The 19,925-nt window shown below is 48.5% G+C and carries 16 protein-coding genes and 1 other annotated feature; of the genes, 14 read left to right on the top strand and 2 right to left on the bottom strand.

All coding sequences use genetic code 11. The annotated features are described in order from the left end of the window. The first annotated feature begins 130 nt into the window (after positions 1-130). Positions 131-388, top strand: a binding site (T-box leader). A 61-nt stretch (positions 389-449) separates the two neighbouring features. After that, positions 450-2,888, top strand: a complete 2,439-nt coding sequence (gene leuS / locus L696_RS0101155) for a leucine--tRNA ligase (RefSeq protein WP_025682013.1) — start codon at positions 450-452, stop codon at positions 2,886-2,888. On the opposite strand, the gene comER is transcribed toward leuS, so the two are convergent. After that, positions 2,869-3,714 carry a late competence protein ComER gene (comER, locus tag L696_RS0101150; RefSeq protein ID WP_025682012.1) on the bottom strand — a complete coding sequence of 282 codons (846 nt, stop codon included), beginning with the start codon at positions 3,712-3,714 and terminating at the stop codon, positions 2,869-2,871. The two genes, leuS and comER, sit on opposite strands and share 20 nt — an antisense overlap. A 278-nt stretch (positions 3,715-3,992) precedes the next feature. On the opposite strand from comER, the gene L696_RS0101145 reads away from it, so the two are divergent. The 7 genes from L696_RS0101145 (at position 3,993) to holA (ending at position 12,097) form a co-directional block, all read left to right on the top strand. Beyond that, entirely contained in the window at positions 3,993-4,631 is a 639-nt protein-coding gene (locus L696_RS0101145) for a ComEA family DNA-binding protein (RefSeq protein ID WP_025682011.1), read from the top strand. An 86-nt stretch (positions 4,632-4,717) separates the two neighbouring features. Further along, positions 4,718-5,236 (top strand): deoxycytidylate deaminase, encoded by a 519-nt coding sequence (locus tag L696_RS0101140; protein ID WP_025682010.1) that lies wholly within the window; start codon positions 4,718-4,720, stop codon positions 5,234-5,236. 220 nt (positions 5,237-5,456) lie between these two features. Continuing rightward, positions 5,457-8,213: a ComEC/Rec2 family competence protein gene (locus L696_RS0101135; RefSeq protein ID WP_025682009.1), complete on the top strand. Its 2,757-nt coding sequence runs from the start codon at positions 5,457-5,459 to the stop codon at positions 8,211-8,213. Between the two features lie 94 nt (positions 8,214-8,307). Beyond that, entirely contained in the window at positions 8,308-8,604 is a 297-nt protein-coding gene (locus L696_RS0101130) for a TroA family protein (protein WP_025682008.1), read from the top strand. Between the two features lie 230 nt (positions 8,605-8,834). Beyond that, positions 8,835-9,383 (top strand): RNA polymerase sigma factor, encoded by a 549-nt coding sequence (locus L696_RS0101125; RefSeq protein WP_025682007.1) that lies wholly within the window; start codon positions 8,835-8,837, stop codon positions 9,381-9,383. Next, positions 9,380-10,852, top strand: a complete 1,473-nt coding sequence (locus L696_RS0101120; protein WP_025682006.1) for an anti-sigma factor — start codon at positions 9,380-9,382, stop codon at positions 10,850-10,852. The genes L696_RS0101125 and L696_RS0101120 overlap by 4 nt, the downstream gene beginning before the upstream one ends. Positions 10,853-11,065: 213 nt before the next feature. Continuing rightward, entirely contained in the window at positions 11,066-12,097 is a 1,032-nt protein-coding gene (gene holA, locus L696_RS0101115) for a DNA polymerase III subunit delta (RefSeq protein WP_025682005.1), read from the top strand. A gap of 132 nt (positions 12,098-12,229) precedes the next feature. On the opposite strand, the gene rpsT is transcribed toward holA, so the two are convergent. Continuing rightward, positions 12,230-12,502 (bottom strand): 30S ribosomal protein S20, encoded by a 273-nt coding sequence (gene rpsT / locus L696_RS0101110; RefSeq protein WP_025682004.1) that lies wholly within the window; start codon positions 12,500-12,502, stop codon positions 12,230-12,232. Positions 12,503-12,700: 198 nt separating this feature from the next. Here rpsT and gpr point away from each other — a divergent pair, with 198 nt between their 5' ends. The 6 genes from gpr to L696_RS0101080 all read left to right on the top strand — a co-directional run bounded on the left by gpr (position 12,701) and on the right by L696_RS0101080 (position 19,918). Beyond that, positions 12,701-13,702, top strand: coding sequence for a GPR endopeptidase (gpr, locus tag L696_RS0101105; protein WP_025682003.1), 1,002 nt, complete (start codon positions 12,701-12,703; stop codon positions 13,700-13,702). A 226-nt stretch (positions 13,703-13,928) separates the two neighbouring features. Further along, positions 13,929-15,200 (top strand): stage II sporulation protein P, encoded by a 1,272-nt coding sequence (locus tag L696_RS0101100; RefSeq protein ID WP_025682002.1) that lies wholly within the window; start codon positions 13,929-13,931, stop codon positions 15,198-15,200. Between the two features lie 27 nt (positions 15,201-15,227). Next, positions 15,228-15,740, top strand: a complete 513-nt coding sequence (locus L696_RS0101095) for a hypothetical protein (RefSeq protein WP_025682001.1) — start codon at positions 15,228-15,230, stop codon at positions 15,738-15,740. Between the two features lie 71 nt (positions 15,741-15,811). Continuing rightward, on the top strand, positions 15,812-17,626 hold the full coding sequence (gene lepA, locus L696_RS0101090) for a translation elongation factor 4 (RefSeq protein WP_025682000.1): 1,815 nt from the start codon (positions 15,812-15,814) through the stop codon (positions 17,624-17,626). Between the two features lie 470 nt (positions 17,627-18,096). Continuing rightward, a complete protein-coding gene (hemW, locus tag L696_RS0101085) occupies positions 18,097-19,284 on the top strand; it encodes a radical SAM family heme chaperone HemW (RefSeq protein ID WP_025681999.1) in 1,188 nt (395 codons plus the stop codon). Positions 19,285-19,441: 157 nt separating this feature from the next. Beyond that, the gene (locus L696_RS0101080) at positions 19,442-19,918 is read left to right on the top strand and encodes an N-acetyltransferase (RefSeq protein ID WP_014282525.1); all 477 of its coding nucleotides are present in this window, start codon (positions 19,442-19,444) and stop codon (positions 19,916-19,918) included. Positions 19,919-19,925: the final 7 nt, after the last annotated feature.

The raw sequence follows: 19,925 nt of genomic DNA, 5'->3' as shown, positions 1-19,925 counted from the left end.
GGAGTTATTATAAAACATTTTGCTCCGTGTGTCATGGAGCAAACGAATGAAGCTGGTGTTTAGCACCAAATGTAGTCCTTATTTGACTTTTTTCGCGGTTTTCAATATAATAGTGCCATTATTAACGGTTAAACAATCGCTGATGAGGAATAGTAGTTTTGTCTGGACATGTAGAGAGCCGGCGGATGGTGCAAGCCGGTTGACAGTGCAAAGTGAACTCGCCTCGGAGATATGCGCCCAACGCAGGAATGCCCTATACAGGTGCTTGTACCCTGTTATTAACCCGCATCGGATCACCTCCGTTATCAGGTGCAAAGGGAGTAGAAGGCGAAGAACGCTTTCTGCTAACTAGGGTGGTACCACGGGAATATAACCTCTCGTCCCTAGCGCTGACACGCTACGGGATGCAGAGGTTTTTTTGTTGCATACCGTTTGAGGAGGAAATGACAATGACAGACACACAGCCGAAGCACGGCTATCAACCGCAAAGTATTGAACCAAAATGGCAGAAATATTGGGATGAGAACAAAACGTTCCGTACCGGGGAAGAGCCAGGCAAACCGAAGTTTTATGCTTTGGATATGTTCCCGTACCCGTCTGGAGCTGGTCTGCATGTAGGCCACCCGGAAGGATATACGGCAACGGATATTGTCTCACGGTATAAAAGAATGCGCGGCTACAACGTACTGCATCCGATGGGTTGGGACGCCTTCGGTCTGCCTGCCGAGCAGCATGCGCTGGATACGGGAGAGCATCCACGTGAAATTACGGTGAAAAATGTTAATAACTTCCGCCGTCAAATCAAATCGCTTGGCTTTTCATACGACTGGGATCGTGAAATTAGCACAACAGACCCCGATTATTACAAATGGACACAGTGGATTTTCATCCAGCTGTATAAGCGCGGTCTTGCTTATGTAGCTGAAGTGCCTGTAAACTGGTGTCCTGCATTGGGAACGGTGCTGGCGAATGAAGAAGTAATTGACGGCAAGAGTGAGCGTGGCGGTCATCCGGTTATCCGCAAACCCATGCGTCAATGGATGCTGAAAATAACGGAATATGCTGATCGTCTGCTGGACGATTTGGAGGAGCTGGATTGGTCCGAAAGCATTAAGGATATGCAGCGGAACTGGATCGGCAAGTCTACCGGGGCAGAGGTTCATTTTCCAATTGAAGGCCATGACAAGCAACTGACGGTATTTACAACCCGCCCGGATACGCTGTTCGGCGCAAGCTACTGTGTGCTGGCTCCTGAGCAGGAATTGGTGGATGTTATCACTACACCTGAGCAAAAGGATGCCGTCAATCAATACCGTGAACAAGCTGCCCGTAAAAGCGATCTGGAGCGCACGGATTTGGCAAAGGATAAAACGGGTGTCTTCACAGGCGCTTACGCGGTGAATCCGGTGAACGGTGAAAAGCTGCCGATCTGGATCGCCGACTATGTGCTGGCTGGCTACGGAACAGGCGCGATTATGGCTGTGCCTGGTCACGATACACGTGACTGGGAATTTGCGAAGCAATTCGGGCTGAATATCATTGAGGTTGTCCAAGGTGGGGACGTGGCTAAAGCGCCATACACCGAGGATGGTCCGCACGTCAATTCAGGTCCGCTGAATGGACTTACGAATGAGGAAGCAATTCCGAAGATGATTGAATGGCTGGAAGCCGAGGGTAAAGGGCAAGGCAAAGTGACGTACCGCTTGCGCGACTGGCTGTTCAGCCGTCAACGCTATTGGGGCGAGCCGATTCCGGTGATTCATCTGGAAGATGGAACGATCAAAACAGTTCCTGAGGATCAACTGCCACTCGTGTTGCCGGAAATGGATAACATCAAGCCTTCAGGCACAGGGGAGTCTCCTTTGGCGAATGCGACGGACTGGGTAGAAACTATTGATCCCGAGACGGGCTTGAAAGCACGCCGTGAGACGAACACCATGCCGCAATGGGCAGGAAGCTGCTGGTATTACCTGCGCTATATTGATCCGCACAATGATAAAGAGCCTGTATCCAAGGAGAAGCAGCGCGAATGGCTGCCTGTGGATCTGTACATCGGCGGTGCGGAACATGCGGTTCTTCACTTGCTGTATGCCCGTTTCTGGCACAAGGTGCTGTATGATATCGGTGTTGTGGAAACGAAAGAGCCTTTCTACAAGCTGGTCAACCAGGGTATGATTCTGGGCAACAATAATGAAAAAATGAGTAAATCACGCGGTAATGTCATCAACCCTGACGATATTGTGAATACGTTTGGCGCCGATACGCTGCGCATTTATGAGATGTTTATGGGGCCGCTGGAAGCGACCAAGCCATGGAGCGAAAACGGGGTTGAGGGAGCGCATCGTTTTCTGTCCCGCGTATGGCGCCTGTTCGTCTCCGAGGATGGCAGCCTGAACGATAAAATTACAAATGAAGTCGGCAGTGATGAGTTCAATCGGACTTGGCATAAAACGCTGAAAAAAGTAACCGAGGATCTGGACGCGCTGCGTTTCAATACGGCGATCAGCCAACTGATGATTTTTACCAATGATGCATACAAAGCAGAACGTCTGCCGCGTGCAGCAATGGAAAACTTCGTGCAAATGCTGTCGCCGCTTGCACCGCATCTGGCTGAGGAACTGTGGCAGTTGCTGGGACACAGCGAAAGCATTACCTACGCGGCTTGGCCTGCTTATGATGAAGCATGGACGGTGGATGCAGAAGTGGAAATTGTGGTGCAGGTGAACGGTAAAATCGTGCAGCGTGCGACGATTGCCAAAGACCTTGACGCCAAAGCGATGGAGGCATTCGCGCTGTCGCTGGACAACGTTCAGCAGGCGCTGGCTGGTAAAACGGTCCGCAAGGTGATTGCTGTTCCAGGCAAACTGGTCAATATTGTTGCGGGTTAATCGACTTTAAGCCGAAGGAGGCATCTATCTTTTGCATGTCCTCCTCATACTTGTTGTGCGTAGCCCGTATCAGCTCGGGGAAGACGCTGTGCAGGCTGATGTCCAGCAGTGCGAGGGCTTCAGCGGTAATACCTCCGGGAACTGCTACCCTCGCCTGCAACTCGGCTGGTGTCATTCCGCCCTCCGTAAGTAGCTTTCCTGTGCCGATAATCATTTCACCGGCCAGGGCGTATAGCTCCGTACGGTCTATACCCGTAGCCTGAACGGCAGCATGAATCCACTGGTCCATAAAAAAGGCCAGGAAAGCAGGGCCGCAGCTGGAAAAATCCGACGTAATACGCGTATGGGATTCTTTAACCCGAATCGGACTGCTAATGTGGGACATAAGCTCTTCCAGAAGGGAGCGATCCTCCTCTGTAATCCGGCTGCCATGGATGCATAGTGAGGCTCCGCTGCCTACCTGGTGGGTAATGCTGGGAATAATTTTGGACACTTTGGCTTTCAGTGAATGCTCCAAGATGCGGATCTGTACCGGACTTGTAATAGAAACGACGATTTGCTCTTCTGTAATGACGTTGCGTATTTCATCCGTCACGGCTTTTGATTCCAGCGGCTTCACGCAGATAAACAAGATATCGCTATCCGCTGCCGTCTCACGGTTGCTTTGGGCTGCATGTAACCCTGGATAACGACGGGCCAGCTCGGCTACCTTGGAATACGTTCGATTGCTTGCTGATATTTGCTGTGGCTTTAGTGCGTTGGAATGAATAAAAGATTCAATCAGCAGACTTCCCATGCTGCCAGTCCCGATAAATCCAACTTTCATCGTTCAACGTCCTCCTTTCATACTTTGCGGTATAGACGCTGTCATTCTTCTTAGTGTATGCACCCGGTCTTGGCCGACATGACGAATTTTATGTCTGAGCATATTAGATCGTGCCCAAGGACGTATCTCTCTTTGGAAAATGGCTCACAGCGAACCGTATGGAGGTTGTTTACATCCTCCGGTTAACGGGATAGGACAGGCTTGCTCTGTTCGATTGTGACGCTGTATTGAGTGGCTCACTTTCCCTAAATCTATGTGTAGAAGGGGACGAAATGGAAATGAACCGCGTATGGACTGGAACGGCAATAGTGCTTTCCCTAATCGGCAGTGGGCTTATTCTGTTTGCTGGTGGGCAGCGTCCGGAGCCGGAAGAAGAGTGGCAGTTGCTTAATCGTAAGGTAGAGCAGGCTTTAGTAGTAGAGCCGGACCAAAATGAGTCGCAGAGCAATAGCGGCCAGACTCAAGGAAAGCGTGTTGTAACGGAAGCCTTAGGCAAAGCTGAACGCAGTTCGGATGGCGAAGGAGCTGGCAATGTGAAGCCTGATGCTGTACAGGGTTCTGCTAGTGCAGCGGTCGACGGGAGCGAAAGCTCCAGTACTGTAAAGCAGTCTGAGGCGACGGATTCTGATTTCGTTATTTCCGCTACTGGCGTTGACAATTCGAATACCACGACGAACAGGACGAATGCAGTGAGCGATCCCGTTGCTTCATCCGCTTCCGGTGAAAAAAAGGTGAACATCAACACGGCGACTGCTGCCGAGTTAATGGAACTGCCGGGGGTTGGAGCTAAAAAGGCCGAAGCGATTCTGAACTATCGTAATCAGCACGGGCCGTTCAAGCGTGTGAACGATTTGGATCATGTGAAGGGAATCGGCGCTAAAATGTTGGCGAAAATGAAGCCTTACGTCAGCTTATAATTACATAAGTAGACGATGTGCAGGCTATCAGGATGGCTTTAGTGAATGTATTTACGTTGTAACTTGTGTTTACAGGAGAGATGGATATGAGTGCAGATGTACGCAAGGACTGGGACACCTATTTTATGGATATCGCTTATATGGTATCTACCCGTTCGCGCTGCTCGCGGCGTCATGTTGGAGCCGTACTTGTACAAGGCAAAAAGCTTTTGGGTACAGCCTATAATGGTGCACCATCCGGGGTACCTGATTGCTCTGAGGCAGGTTGTATGATTTCGGAGGAATACGAGGTCGTGCATCGCGAGGGGCTGGAGGAAATGGTTAAAAAGCAGCGCTGCATCCGCACGATTCATGCGGAGCAGAACTTGCTACTGTTCACGGACCGGATTGATCGTGAAGGCTCCTCGGTATATGTGACCGACCAGCCGTGCTGGACGTGTGCCAACATGCTGGCGAACAGCGGTATTGTGGAGATTGTATACCACCGTCCTTACCCAAAGGATGCCGACAAGGTTCGTGCCATGATGGAGCAAAAAGGAATTGCCTTCCGTATACTGGACAACTATCATCCACCGAAAGAAACGCTGATGGATGTTATGAATTAAGACATGATAAATTAAAAAGTACACGAGGAAGAACCTCTGACGAAATGCTATTTAGTCAGGGGTTCTTTTTTGTTTTGCGGTTTGAGCACAGAACCCTATTTTTCTACCGGGAGGTGGTTATATTCAAGCCAAACTGGTTTTAAGCAGACCTATCTTAACCCTTACGGTATGTTGGATTATGGGAAGTGCAGGAGCATGCTTGTATTCCGGACGTATGCTGCTGTTGCTCTGGGCGGGTGTCACGATGATTTTACCTCTTGTAGCTCTATTGATGAAAATTCCAGTCCGGCATGTGGTATTGCTGTGGCTTGCCTTGAGCGGAGGTGGATTCCATTGGGCTTGGCATGATGCGCATAATGTGAGCCATATTCCCGAGGCCCTTCATGTATCGGCTTCCAAGCTGGAAGACGTGCCTGTTCAAGCATCTGGATTTATTGCTTCCGAGGTACAGGTAGACGGTGATCGGGCACAATTTGAGATGAGGATTACTGCAATAAGCAAAACGAGAGGCAATTCCAATCCGAACAAGAAGCCTACATCTGCGAGTAGTACCCGTACTGGTTCTAAATTACTGCCAAATGACACTTTCCAGGGCGGGGTTGGAAAGAGCGAAGCTATTTCTGAACACGTTATGGTGCACATCAAGCTGGCTGCCAAACAGGAACAGCAACTTGCGGCAGAATGGCAGCGTGGAGATGCAATTCAACTGTACGGCAGCTTAAAGGCTCCTGCAACCGCGGGGAATTTTGGCGGCTTTGATTACAATGAATACCTGCATACACAGGAGATTCACTGGCTTTTCAAAGGGATTGGAGCCGCTTCGCTACAGAAGCAGCAAGCTTCCCAGTGGAACCGTTACACCTTGTTCAGGTGGAATGATCAGCTTAGGGAGCAATTGGGGCAACGGATGGACTTAGCTTTTGGTTCTCTTTATCACGCAGGATATATGAAAGGGCTGGTACTAGGAGTTACGGATGAGCTGGACCCGGCAACGTATAACGAATTTACGCAGCTTGGATTAACTCATATTTTAGCGATATCCGGTATGCATGTGGCGGTATACGCAGCTACGCTACTGTATTTACTCAAGCTATTGCGAGTGAGTCGGGAGACGTCTCTTACGGTCGTGATGGTGCTTATTCCGGCTTATGTACTGCTGACAGGTGCTTCTCCCTCTGTTGTGAGGGCTGGAATTATGGCTATGATCGGCCTGTTTGCAGCCAGACGGGGAATGCTCAAGGACGGACTTAGCATTTTGAGTGTGTCCGCGTTATTGATGCTGCTTTGGAATCCGTATTATCTGCTTAGTGTCAGTTTTCAGCTTTCTTTTCTGGTAACAGCCGGGCTGCTCATTTACATGCCGCTGATGAAGCCGTTTTTCGCCAAATGGCCTCTTCTGATTGGCGGCGAAATTGCGATTACGATCACAGCGCAGCTTGTTTCGTTTCCGATGACGGTCTTCTACTTTAATCAATTCTCGCTGCTATCGTTTGTGGCTAATTTTGTACTCGTTCCACTCATTACGTATATCGTGCTTCCACTGGGTACGGTGGCGATGGGAATCGCCTTTCTATGGGAGGACGGGGCTCGTATCCTTGCATGGCCGGCAGAGCAGTTGAACGAACTGACCTTTTGGCTTGTGAAATGGATGAACGTGGATGACGCTTATGTGAGTATTTGGCCGTCTTCCTCCATTCTGTGGGTCATAGCGTATTATGCTGCTTTGTACAGTATTCTGTACTGGCTCAAATCATGGATCATATCTCAAAGGCGAACAGATGAAACTGCTAGCTTGGGGGCAGCACTGGGGAGGGAAAAGGAGAGACTTTCAGCCGGACGCAATTCGGTGGGACAAAGCACATCCGTTCCTATGCCATCACCCATACATACAGGATTAGCGTCATCTGCGGAGTGGGCAGCTATATTGCAGACGGAGCGTGAGCCTGAAGGAGCAGGCAAATATGCACGTCGACAGTGGAATGGTTATAGTCATTTGGCGCTGGCTTTAAGTGGTATTGCCTGGCTTGGCATCATGTGTATAGGTTACATAACTCCAGGTGGAGGGAATACGGGAACGGTTCAATACCTGGATGTAGGCCAAGGTGACAGCATTTTAATTACAACGCCGGGCGGTAAACATATTTTGGTGGATGGAGGGGGCACGATGGATTTTACGACAGGAAAAAATGCTTGGCGTAAGCGAAAAGACCCCTACGAGGTAGGTGAGGATACGATTGTACCCTTGTTGAAGCAGCGCGGTGTACATCGGCTGGATGCTGTCATTTTAACGCATGGAGATCATGACCACGCTGGAGGATTGCAGGCTGTGCTTGACCAGATTCCAGTATCGGCCTTGGTCTTTAACGGCACCCTGACAGACAAGGCACCTTTCCGCAAGCTGTTGAACACGGCTGTAAACAAGCAGATTAAGCTGTACGGTGCGTATTATGGTATGGAGTGGAGACCGGATCAGGATACGAAAATCCGCTTTATTCATCCGCTTCCGCTGCAGGAGGAAGAAACCGGAAGTTTGCCCGTTGTGAAGGACCAAAATCATTATTCCGTTGCAATGATATTGGAGATGGAGGGGGCTTCCTTTTTGTTCACAGGAGATATGGATGATGCAGCAGAATCGCTGTTGCTTTCCGAGTTAACTCATTCTCCATCCCATACCGAAGCAGAGGGGGGGACGGCGGTTGTAAGGCAAGCTGTAGATGTCTTGAAAATAGCACATCACGGTAGTAGGCACTCCACCTCGGAAGAATGGTTATCCTACTGGCGACCGAAGGTATCCGTCATTTCAGTCGGAGCTAGCAATACATATGGACACCCGAATGAAGCGGTATTGGATCGTCTATCAGCGGTTGGTTCTGCTATATATCGAACAGATACGATGGGAGAGGTCCAAATCCGAGCGCATCAAGGCAAATTGAGTGTACGGTACAAACATAACCTTGAACATGCAGATACAAGATGAATTGCACAGTTATTGCCGTGATATGCTGATGCCCCAATGGACACGCTTGAACTGTAGCAACGAACAAGAGCGATCCAGGAAAAACACTACAGATATGCTCACTCTTCCAGAAAAGGTAGAAAATGCAGCCTTCGAGAAGGGCTGGGCCAGCATTTCAATAGAGGCTTTACCGGAGATGCTAGGCGATGCCGATTACCTGATGCCGGGGATTAGGGGAGATGGAGTAGATCGGGGGAAAGATATTGAATCTAAAAGCGTGTGGAGAAACCTTCCTGCCGTTAAAGCAGGGAAAGTATACCAATACTCCATTGACGACTTTTATTTTCAGGACCCGATTGCCCTGAATTACCAGCTAGAACGCATATCGGATTTCCTGATTTCCAAGAAGTAACAATATGTAAGTTCAATTCGACAGATTCCAGCAGATTTATGTGAGTAAGGGCTAAGGGAAGGTGACTACCTTCCCTTTTTCTGTTATTCTAAGGGAGGATACGCTGGGGAATCTGGGCTTTTTGGTAACATTTTTTTCACTAAAAAAATAAAATTATCGTCAGACGTCTATCCTGCAACAATTTGCAAAAGGAAAACGTCTGTAATATTGCAGGGAGAGGGGGATCCTTTGTGGTAGAGCAGGGACTCATTCGAGCCGCTCAATCGGGCGATCGCGACGCTCTCATTACCCTATTAAGAGAGATAGAACAGCATGTGTACCGTACGGCATATTACATTTTAAACAATGAACAGGACGCCATGGACGCTTCACAAGAAGCCCTCATACGGATTTATTCCAAAATTAACTCTTATGAGGAAAAGGCGCAGTTCAAAACCTGGGTTCAACGCATTGTATCGAACATATGTATCGACAAATTCAGAAGGACGAAGCCCTCGGTATCCATTGACGAGCATGACATGATATTCAACGATCCCCAAAATGTGGAGGCCGAGGTGTTGACCTCTTACCTGGCACAGGATGTTCGTGAGGCTATACAGCAGCTTCCAGAGCACCACCGGACGGTGATCGTATTGAGATATTTGCAGGATTTCTCTTATAACGAGATTGCCGACTCTCTGGATCTGCCGCTAAATACGGTCAAGTCATACTTGTATCGAGCAAGACAGCAATTGCAAGGGATACTTCAGGAATATCAGAAAGGTGGTGTATCAGGATGAAGTGTGGGGAAGAGGTGATGGATTGGATGCAGCGTTATGTGGATCATGAGCTGGGCGAAGAAGAGACGTCCCAATTAATGAACCATATTGCGACTTGCCCGGACTGTGCGGAAAAATTTCACATTCTTCAGACGCTCTCGCGCGAGCTGGAGGAATTGCCTGCGGTTTCCCCGTCGTTCAGCCTGGTGGATTCCATCATGCCTCAGCTTGATGCCATTGACCGCGCACGTGAGGAGCAGGGAAGCGCGCTTCAGGAGATGCAGCCTGTAGCTGTTGATTCTGGACCGGGACCGAGACAGCGTACTCAGCCTATACCTTGGTGGAATCGGATGAGCGGGCGAGCTGCGATGGGCGTGGCTGCCGCTGCTGTTGTACTGAGCATTGTGGTATTCAATTTTGAACCGAAAACGGTGCAGGATGCGGAAGGCTCGCTTGATTCCCAGTCGCCTGGAGTGATGAGTCAGCAGGCACAGACAGAAGTTCCAGATACGGTGAATGGAAGCGGAGGCCGTGATGCAGCTATTGGAACGGATTCGACCAAGCAGTCGTCAGAGCAGGGTCAGGGAACGGACGCATCCCAGCCACCTCTAGTGAAGCAATCTGATCCGAGCAAACTGGATGTGAACAGTGCGGATGATGAAAAGAACCCTTCCACACAGGATGCTGCACAACGTGACGATCAGCGAGTTGATGAAAAGGATTCAACGAAGCATGCGCCAGCGGAACATCCTCCCCGTCAGGATCAACAGCAGGAACAGCCAAGCGCGGATCGTCAGATTACAAAAGAAAAATCTGCCGGACAAGATTCTGCTGCGGATGCTCCTAAGTCCGATGACAAACAGTTAAAGCAGGGAAAATCCGAGCAACAAACGATTGCCCCTGAACAGCAAGGAGAACCAAATGTAGAAAAAGCACCCATAGCGGGTACGGGCACTACTGAAGACAGTAATGACAACAGCACGGCTACTAATGATTCGTCATCGTCTGTCAGTCGGGATATGAAGATACAGGATCGGATTGCTTCAAATGAAACGTCGAATGACACAGCCTCCAAAGGGGTTACCAAGGATTCGGGGACTACGACGGGAGATATGAGCAGCAATACAGCTTCTAATGAACAGCAACCCTCCGTGTCGCAAAACCCGGTACGGAATGAAGGTTTCTCATCTAATTCAATAATCTCTCCGGACAGCAATAATGCCTCCACCTTTAGCGCCCAGTTGACGTCTACAGATCAGCTTAATTCACCTGATGGCAGCTATGCGGTGGTCATTGAAGGCAAAAAGCTGAAGGTGTATAAGCTTTCCGACAACGGTGTAGACCGGACAACGCTGGAAGTGCGTACCTTGAAGGGTGCTTGGGTCAAAGGAAGCTGGTCCGAAGACAGCCAAACCTTCATGTATGAGACTGAGCAGGATGGTACAGCAAGTAAATATACGTATACCGTTCCGCGTACTTCCGGAAAATAGTTGCTATGAGGATGGCACATTTTTAAAAGCAAAGAATAGAATATATGAACCGACGTCGTATCCCGACGGCCGAAAGTTTCTAGAGCTTTCTGCTGCCGTGTTGATATAGATGGTGGTGAAGGGATCTTGCCTATAGGCAGGGTCCTTTCGTTTTATAATGACTTGCCTTCCGACCAGATGTCGGGTACGATCAATGGATGGGGGGTACGGAGAATGGATGCAAAAACAGCCGCTAAGGCTATTCGCAAAGGCGATATTTCGCCAGTGTATTTGCTCTACGGCAGCGAAAAATATCAAATGAAGCAGTTTGTCGATATGCTTAAGGAAAAAGTGGTGGAAGAGGAGCATCGTGACTTTGCTATTATTCCCTACGATCTGACCGAGACGCCAATTGAGGTAGTCGTGGAGGAGGCCGAGACTGCGCCTTTTTTGGTGCCAAAAAAGCTGATTATTGTACGGGACACCAGTGTATTTGCGGCAGGCAAGGATGGCGGTAAGATTGAGCACCGCATTGAAGCGTTGCTGACTTATATGGATAACCCGGCTGACTATAGCATTATCATTTTTACGGTTCAGGCTGAAAAGCTGGATGAACGGAAAAAGATTGTTAAAAGGCTGAAAAGTGACGCTTCGGTCATTGCCTTCACTCCGTTAGGGGGAGATGACCTGGTGGCATGGATTCATAAGCGTGCAGGCGAACGAGAAGTCCAATTGGCTGCGGGAGCTGCTGAAAGTCTCATTCAATATACGGGGACCGGACTACAATCTCTGGCTGCCGAGATAGACAAGCTGTGCTTGTATGCAGGAGCGCAGGGTATCATCTCCACAGCCGATATTGAATCACTTGTGCCTCGCAGCACGGAACAAAATGTGTTTGCGATGGTCGAGGATTTGGCTAATTTGCGGCTGGATAAGGCACTCAGTATTTTTTATGAGCTGCTTAAGCAAAAAGAGGAACCGATCAAGATTGCAGCTTTGATCACGCGACAGTTCCGTATTATGCTGCAGGTCAAGGAGCTGATGGGTCAAAGCTATTCCCAGCAGCAAATTGCAAGTCAGCTTAGTTTGCATCCATATGGGGTGAAAGTTGCCGGCGAGCAGGCGCGGAGATTCCGTCCTGAGCAGTTGCGACAGCTTCTCTACGACTTGGGTGAGCTGGATTACCGCATGAAAACCGGAGTTGTCGACAAGGTGCTTGGGCTGGAGATGTTTTTGCTGAAAATGGGCGCGGAGGCTTCGGTCTAACCCGGCCCGTTTGCCGATCGGTTTATTTTAAGTGAGAGTTAACATCGCAGAATCCAATCGTGGTGAACTAAAAAATCCTGATCAGCCAAGGCTGGTCAGGATTTTTCATTAACGTATAAAAGTAGCTCTTGCTTACGCTTGAGCTGTAAGAGCGTTAAGTTTTTTCGCCAAGCGGGATTTCTTGCGAGCAGCTGCATTTTTGTGGATCAGACCTTTAGTTACAGCCTTGTCCAGCTTTTGGGAAGCTACTTTGAAAGCAGCAGTAGCATTTTCAGCTTCGTTATTCACCAACGCTGTATCGGCAGCTTTTACTGCTGTACGAAGCGCGGATTTTTGAGAAGCGTTCAACGCACGGCGTTTGTCGCTTGTTTTAACGCGTTTGATAGCGGATTTGATGTTTGGCATTACATTCACCTCCTGTAAAGGCATTACTTATGAACACAAACGTTTCACAACTTAAAATATTTTAGCATGCCACACCTCAAATTGCAATAAGGAAACATTCCGGGCTGGGGTAGATTACAGGATGAAAATGGATGTGCATAAACCTGCTGGGTGTCTCGCACACTATAACCTGAGATGGTATAAAAGGAGGCATAAATGATGGATTTGGATTTGCAGAAGTATGCGGTACGTACGGATTTGGCGCTGGAGGCAAGAGAACTGGCGGAACGCAATCAGCCAATGCCGCTGGCGGGTATCAACGAGGACGTGGAGGAAGATAACGGTATTAAAATCACGCGTCTGGATGTGCTGAATGAAGAGGGTGCTAACCGCATTGGACGGGTTCAGGGGCATTACGTGACGCTGGAAGTGCCCGATTTACGTAAAGGTGACACCGGGCTCCAGCAACGGGTAGCCATCGCATTCGCGAAGGAGATGGAGCAATTTATACAAAAAATAGGGATATCCAGTAAGGCACGCGTACTTGTGGTAGGTCTGGGCAACTGGAATGTCACTCCCGATTCACTAGGTCCGCTTGTCGTTGAAAATTTGATGGTAACCCGTCAATTTTTTGAACTGACACCTGATCAAATCAATCCGGGTTATCGGGATGTGAGCGCGATTGCACCGGGGGTTCTTGGCATTACGGGGATCGAGTCGAGCGAAATTGTTCAGGGTATCGTTGATCGAACGAAGCCAGAGCTGATTATTGCTATTGACGCTCTGGCGTCACGTTCACTGGAGCGCGTCAATACGACCATCCAGGTGGCAGATATCGGGATTCATCCGGGCTCAGGTATTGGTAACAAGCGGCGCGGCATCACCAAGGATATTATGGGTGTCCCGTGTATTGCCATCGGCGTTCCAACCGTATGCTACGCTTCGACCATCGTAAATAACGTAATTGAGCTGATGAAAACACATTTTGCCAAGGAAAAGGCTTCTACGAAAGCAATACTGGGGATGCTGGATGATATTTCCGAGCCTGAGAGACTGGGATTGGTGAGAGAGGTGCTTCAGCCGCTGGGACATGATCTGATTGTGACTCCTAAGGAGATTGATGAATTTATCGAAGATATTGCGAATATTATTGCAACCGGATTGAACGCCGCTCTGCATGAAGCCGTCGATCCCGGCAATGTCGCCGCTTATACACATTAATGAGGGTTAGTAAAAGCATATTTCATACACAAAATTCTCTATCTAGCAGGCATCCTATCTCTTGCAATAAGGGGTGGGATTTACCTGCGGATAGAGATTTTTTTGTGTTCTAGTAATTGTTCTCCGTTCATAGAGTTGAAGTATAAGAGATTTCCGCTGCTAACTGAACCTATAGGGTTCTGAACATAAGGCGGGCTTCGACGGGACGAAGGAGGACAAGACCCACATGAAAAAAATTCAAACCTGGAACGTCGGAAGATGGAGAAGAAAGGGCCTTGAAATTTTGGCTATGGGACATACACTTGTGCTGCTTATTATGGGCTCGGCGCTTTTATTTGTTGTATTGGGGCTGGGAGGGCTGGCGGAAAATCGTTTACAAACGTCTCCGGTGTCTTCGATGAAAGGATTTGCAGGCTCGGTTTCCAGCGGTTTTTTTGTGGACATGCTCGGTATGGAAGTACCTCATTTGGCACAGAAGGAGCAACAATCTTCATTGTCGGGTGAACAATGGTCGCCTTTTGTTTTTCAAATGCTTACAGGTATTAATCCACAGGACCCCAAAAGTCTCATAGCTCGCGAAATTCCTGGGATGTCTGCGGGTACGCCTGTCTTGCTGCGCAAGGGCTCAGGGAACAACAAAGTGGAGGCACCTACGGATTACCAGCCCGATCAGGGAACGACAGATGCTCCCGGCGGCCCGGACGCTTCTACGAACCCGCCGAACGATAGCTCTACAACGCCAGATCTTCCGACAACACCAGAAACGGACCCTGCGCAAGAAGATGATCCGAGTGATACAGCATCCAAAGGTGCCAAACGTATATTAATCTACCATTCTCATCCGAGTGAGGCATATAACCCTTTGCTCAGTAAAACCAGTTCCAATCCCAATTCTGGCTCTAAATCAGCCAATGTGTCGAGAGTAGGGGATTTTGTAAAAAAGAGATTGGAGAAGCAAGGGATATCTACGTTGCATGTGAACAAGGACTATGCCAAAACCGTTCAAAATTACAATTGGAATTATTCCTATAAATATTCGCGTGAAACGGTCAAGGAAGCCTTGGCTGGAAATAAAAGCTTAACCTATCTGCTTGATATCCACAGAGATTCTCAACGTCACGGCAAAACGACAGCAACGATAAACGGACTTTCTTATGCCAAGGTGTATTTTATTATCGGCCATGACAACAAAAACTGGCGCAAAAATGAAGCTTTCGCCGCTCGTATTCATGAGAAGCTGGAAAAATCGTATCACGGCGTTTCCCGTGGGATATGGGGGAAGGATGGCGGTAAAGGCAACAACGGTGAGTACAATCAGAGCTTGTCCTCCCATAGCATTTTGATCGAAATTGGCGGGATTGATAATACCGAAGAGGAATTGAAACGTACCTCTGACGTTCTGGCAGATATGATCGGTGAGGTGTACTGGGAGGATCAGAAAGCACAGAAAGCGGGTACTAACGTATCCGATACGAAAAAGAGCAACGGTGGCAATTAATTGAGGCGGTGGAAAGGAGGAAATGCAATGTCTGGACATTTTCGTAAAAAAGCGCTTGGATTTGTACTTCTGATGGGGGCGGGGGTCCTGCTCGGCATGCAACTGGCAGGCTCCGGACTGCGTTCTGTATATGGTCCTGAATGGGCCGGGGAATCGGTTCAGAGCAAAGTACAGCAGAACGTTGTCGGATATGAGCAGACGGTTATTGAAGATACACCCGCAGCCGATGCTCGTGCGTATACCCGCACATATAACGGAAATGAGAATGTCGTAATGGACTCGGGAACGGGAGAGGCTACTTACAAAGCTAATCCACAAGAACGAGGTGAGACCCAAGCCACAGGAGAAACTCGCCAGTGGTATTCGACAGCACAGGATGCCAATTTGCAGGGCCGGGAGACACCGCGTGAACTATTGGCTGTCAAGGCAGAACAAACCTCGGTGGATACCATGGCGGACAAAACGGCCGGGCTGCTGCAAAACCTGTCAAGACAGGGGATTCGCTGGGTTGTGTCTGTTTTTGACGGAGTAACGGAATAGAAATATTGCTGACCCCCTATACAACTGCTATAATAAGCTGATTGACACTAGGCATTGTGTGGGGGTAAGGCATGACTGACATTTTGGCAAGACAACGTAAAATTCGGAACTTTAGTATCATTGCACATATAGACCACGGTAAATCCACGCTGGCTGACCGGATTTTGGAATACACCGGTGCACTCACATCCCGTGAAATGCAGGAGCAAGTGCTTGATCAGATGGATTTGGAACGGGAGCGTGGGATTACAATCAAGCTCCAGGCAGTGCGACTCACCTATAAGGCCGATGACGGCGAAGAGTACATTTTGAATCTGATTGATACACCGGGACACGTCGATTTTACCTATGAGGTTTCCCGAAGCTTGGCGGCCTGTGAAGGGGCCTTGCTGGTTGTAGACGCGGCACAGGGTATTGAAGCACAGACATTGGCTAACGTATATTTGGCGTTGGACAATAATTTGGAGATTCTGCCGGTGCTTAACAAAATTGATTTGCCAAGTGCCGATCCTGAACGGGTGAAGCAGGAAATCGAGGATGTTATCGGCCTGGATACGAGCGAGACTGTACACGCATCGGCTAAAGCTGGAATCGGTATCAAGGAAATTTTGGAACAGGTGGTCAGAAGCGTCCCTGCTCCGCAAGGGAATCCGGATAATCCGCTAAAGGCGCTTATTTTTGATTCGCATTATGATCCATATAAAGGCGTTATCGTCTATGTCCGCGTCGTGGATGGCAGCATCAAGGCTGGTTCTAAAATTAAAATGATGGCGACCGATAAAACGTTTGAGGTTATCGAGGTAGGAGCCTTCATGCCACGTATGAGCATCGTGGACGAGCTGAACATCGGTGATGTTGGTTTTATCGTTGCCGGTATCAAGCATGTGGGCGATACGCGTGTCGGGGATACGGTGACGGATGCCAAAAATCCAACACCAGAACCGATGCCGGGCTATCGGAAAATTAATCCGATGGTATATTGCGGACTGTATCCGATCGAAACATCCGAGTATAACGATCTACGCGAGGCACTTGAAAAGCTGCAACTGAACGATGCTTCGCTCAGTTTTGAGCCAGAAACATCAAGTGCGTTGGGCTTCGGATTCCGTTGTGGTTTCCTCGGTCTGCTTCATATGGACGTTATTCAGGAACGGATTGAACGCGAATTTAACATCCCGCTGATTACGACAGCGCCGAGCGTTATTTACCGCATTAAGCTGACGAATGGCGAAACGATCCAGATCGATAACCCGTCAAATTACCCGGAAATCGGACGAATTGATCATGTGGAGGAGCCATACGTAAGAGCAGGCATTATCGTGCCTAATGATTACGTAGGTACGGTTATGGAGCTTTGCCAGACCAAGCGCGGTGAGTATGTGAACATGGAGTATCTGGATACGACACGGGTAACTATTACGTACCAGATTCCACTGTCCGAAATCGTGTACGATTTCTTTGACCAGCTTAAATCCAGTACCAAGGGCTACGCCTCCTTCGATTACGAAATTTCAGGCTATCGCCAGTCTAATTTGGTGAAAATGGATATTCTGTTAAACGGCGAACAGGTTGATGCGTTATCGTTCATCGTCCACAGAGATCGCGCTTACCATCGCGGACGTATTATTTGTGAGAAGCTGCGCGAGCTAATCCCACGCCAAATGTTCGAGGTGCCCATCCAGGCATCTGTCGGGACGAAGGTTGTAGCACGTGAAACCGTTAAGGCAATGCGTAAAAACGTCTTGGCCAAATGCTACGGCGGCGATATTTCCCGTAAACGGAAGCTGCTTGAAAAGCAAAAAGAGGGCAAGAAGCGCATGAAGCAAGTGGGTAACGTAGAAGTACCACAGGAAGCATTTATGGCGGTACTGAAAATAGATGAGTAAAGCTGCTTGGAACAGCAGTATCGTATTGAATTCGGTACATCACAAATGTGTGCATGAATTGAATACAAATAAGTAATAACAACATGATTCCGTAGTAACTTAGGTACACACACTCTGTGATGTACCCCCAAGGTATTGCGGTCCGCTTGTTCCCAAGCGGTATTCGTCCATTCTTTCATGTAGCCATTTGCCGCGCATAGAGAATGGACGTTCTTTATTTGAGCAAGCTAATTGCAACACCTACACTAAAAAAATGGCTCATTGTCGGTGGGCAGCAGCGGAGTGGATGGAATCGTTCTGAAGAAGCGTTAGCGTTCGCCTTTACCCCCGGATTTTAACCTTTTAAGGTTATTTTTCAATGAAAAAATCCGGGGGTAACAGCGATCGGAAGAATGATCCATCCACGAAGCGGTTGATCTCGACCTCGGCGCACTTTTTTTCACCACCCACACCTAACAAGGAGGATCGGTATGACCGCATCCATACACAAACATGAATATTCATCCGCGCCTCAAGCGGTTTATCTGCATATACCTTTTTGCACGAACAAATGCTTTTACTGTGACTTTAACTCTTACGTACTCAAGGATCAGCCTGTTATGGAATACCTGTATGCACTGGAACGGGAGATGGAGCATACGGTTCGCCTTCACCCGCCGGGTGAGATTAAAACTATTTTTGTCGGGGGCGGTACACCAACAACACTGAATCCGAAGGAAATGGAATATTTCCTGAAAAGCGTCCGTACCTACTTCCCGAATTGGTCGGAAGACATTGAGTTTTCCATGGAAGCCAATCCGGGCACAACTGATTTTGAGAAACTCACCGTGATGAAAGAAGGCGGTGTAAATCGGCTCAGCTTCGGCGTACAGGCTTTTCAAAACGAGCTACTCACGGGTATTGGTCGAATTCATAATACAGATGACGTTTATCGTAGTCTGGAAAATGCACGCAAGGTCGGATTGGACAATCTGTCGATTGACCTGATGTTTGGTTTACCGAATCAGACCGTAGAAATGCTGCATGAAAGTGTCAGCCGGGCGCTGGAGCTGGGACTTCCTCATTACTCCATTTACAGCTTGAAGGTCGAAGAAAATACGCTATTCCACACGCTGTACCAGAAAAATCAGCTTCCACTTCCACATGAAGACGATGAACTGGAAATGTATTTGCTTCTGATGCGTCGCATGAAAGAGGCGGGCTATGAGCAGTACGAGATCAGCAATTTTGCGAAACCAGGTCTGGGAAGCAAGCACAATATGACCTACTGGCGTAATGAGGACTATTATGGTCTCGGCGCAGGGGCGCACGGATATGTTGGCAGAGAGCGCCATATGAACATTAAGGGTATTAATCCTTATGTGGAGGCTACCCGTAACGGACTGCCGCGTTTGGATAGCTTTGAGGTGCCAGCGGCCGAAGCGATGGAGGATTTTCTCATGGTCGGTTTGAGAATGCTGGAAGGTGTCTCGAAGTCCCGCTTTGAGGCTCAATTCGGTCAGTCACTGGAGGATACATTTACGGCCCCTCTCGGAAAAATGCTGAATGCTGGATTGATCGAGCCGGTCGAGGACGGTTATCGTTTGAGCGAACGTGGTATTTTGTTCGGAAATGATGTATTTGCGGAGTTCATCGGTTCCATTACAGTAAATTCGTAAGTCGTAGGCTACAAAACGGTACGTTTGCAGACCATAAGCGGGGACATTCATTTTATAACACAATTCTGTCACGGCAGGGTAAATGAAGTATTGCGATTCTATGCGCAATGTTGTATATTTATTCATTATATGCGGCAAGCGGCAGGAGGAGAGCAAGATGGCTTCAGTGTGTAAAGATGTATTGTGCAGAAGTGCGGTTCCTGAGGATGTGGAGCCTTTATATCAAATGATTAGCGGCTATGCAGAGCGAGGAATAATGCTGCCACGTTCAAGGGAAGTGCTTATGCGCCAACTGGAGCTGTTTATTGTGGCAGAAGTGGACGGCGAAGTCGTCGGTTGTGGTTCTTTATGCAAACTGGGTGATGATTTGGTAGAGATTCGCTCACTTGGTATTTCTGAAGGACATAAAGGCATGGGCATCGGCTCCAAGCTCGTAGAGGGCCTCATTATAGAAGCGCGGCGACAGCGTATCCCTAAAATTATGGCTTTGACCTACGAGGTCTCCTTTTTTATAAAAAACGGGTTTGATGTGGTAAACAAAGAGATTTTCCCTGAAAAGGTATGGACTGATTGCATTAACTGTAGTAAACAAAACAATTGTGATGAAATTGCGGTGTTGAAAATGCTGAACTGACCTGAGC

The organism is Paenibacillus maysiensis, from assembly GCF_000520815.1.
Lineage (GTDB): Bacteria > Bacillota > Bacilli > Paenibacillales > Paenibacillaceae > Paenibacillus > Paenibacillus maysiensis.
The sequence above is the reverse complement of the archived record's forward strand: the minus strand, read 5'-3'. Positions and strand labels throughout refer to the sequence as shown.

Bases quoted from the DNA above. Each gene is read 5' to 3' on its own strand.
- leuS (WP_025682013.1), top strand. From the start codon at position 450: ATGACAGACACACAGCCGAAGCACGGCTATCAACCGCAAAGTATTGAA.
- comER (WP_025682012.1), bottom strand. From the start codon at position 3,714: ATGAAAGTTGGATTTATCGGGACTGGCAGCATGGGAAGTCTGCTGATT.
- L696_RS0101145 (WP_025682011.1), top strand. From the start codon at position 3,993: ATGAACCGCGTATGGACTGGAACGGCAATAGTGCTTTCCCTAATCGGC.
- L696_RS0101140 (WP_025682010.1), top strand. From the start codon at position 4,718: ATGAGTGCAGATGTACGCAAGGACTGGGACACCTATTTTATGGATATC.
- L696_RS0101130 (WP_025682008.1), top strand. From the start codon at position 8,308: ATGCTCACTCTTCCAGAAAAGGTAGAAAATGCAGCCTTCGAGAAGGGC.
- L696_RS0101120 (WP_025682006.1), top strand. From the start codon at position 9,380: ATGAAGTGTGGGGAAGAGGTGATGGATTGGATGCAGCGTTATGTGGAT.
- holA (WP_025682005.1), top strand. From the start codon at position 11,066: ATGGATGCAAAAACAGCCGCTAAGGCTATTCGCAAAGGCGATATTTCG.
- rpsT (WP_025682004.1), bottom strand. From the start codon at position 12,502: ATGCCAAACATCAAATCCGCTATCAAACGCGTTAAAACAAGCGACAAA.
- gpr (WP_025682003.1), top strand. From the start codon at position 12,701: ATGGATTTGGATTTGCAGAAGTATGCGGTACGTACGGATTTGGCGCTG.
- L696_RS0101100 (WP_025682002.1), top strand. From the start codon at position 13,929: ATGAAAAAAATTCAAACCTGGAACGTCGGAAGATGGAGAAGAAAGGGC.
- L696_RS0101095 (WP_025682001.1), top strand. From the start codon at position 15,228: ATGTCTGGACATTTTCGTAAAAAAGCGCTTGGATTTGTACTTCTGATG.
- lepA (WP_025682000.1), top strand. From the start codon at position 15,812: ATGACTGACATTTTGGCAAGACAACGTAAAATTCGGAACTTTAGTATC.
- hemW (WP_025681999.1), top strand. From the start codon at position 18,097: ATGACCGCATCCATACACAAACATGAATATTCATCCGCGCCTCAAGCG.
- L696_RS0101080 (WP_014282525.1), top strand. From the start codon at position 19,442: ATGGCTTCAGTGTGTAAAGATGTATTGTGCAGAAGTGCGGTTCCTGAG.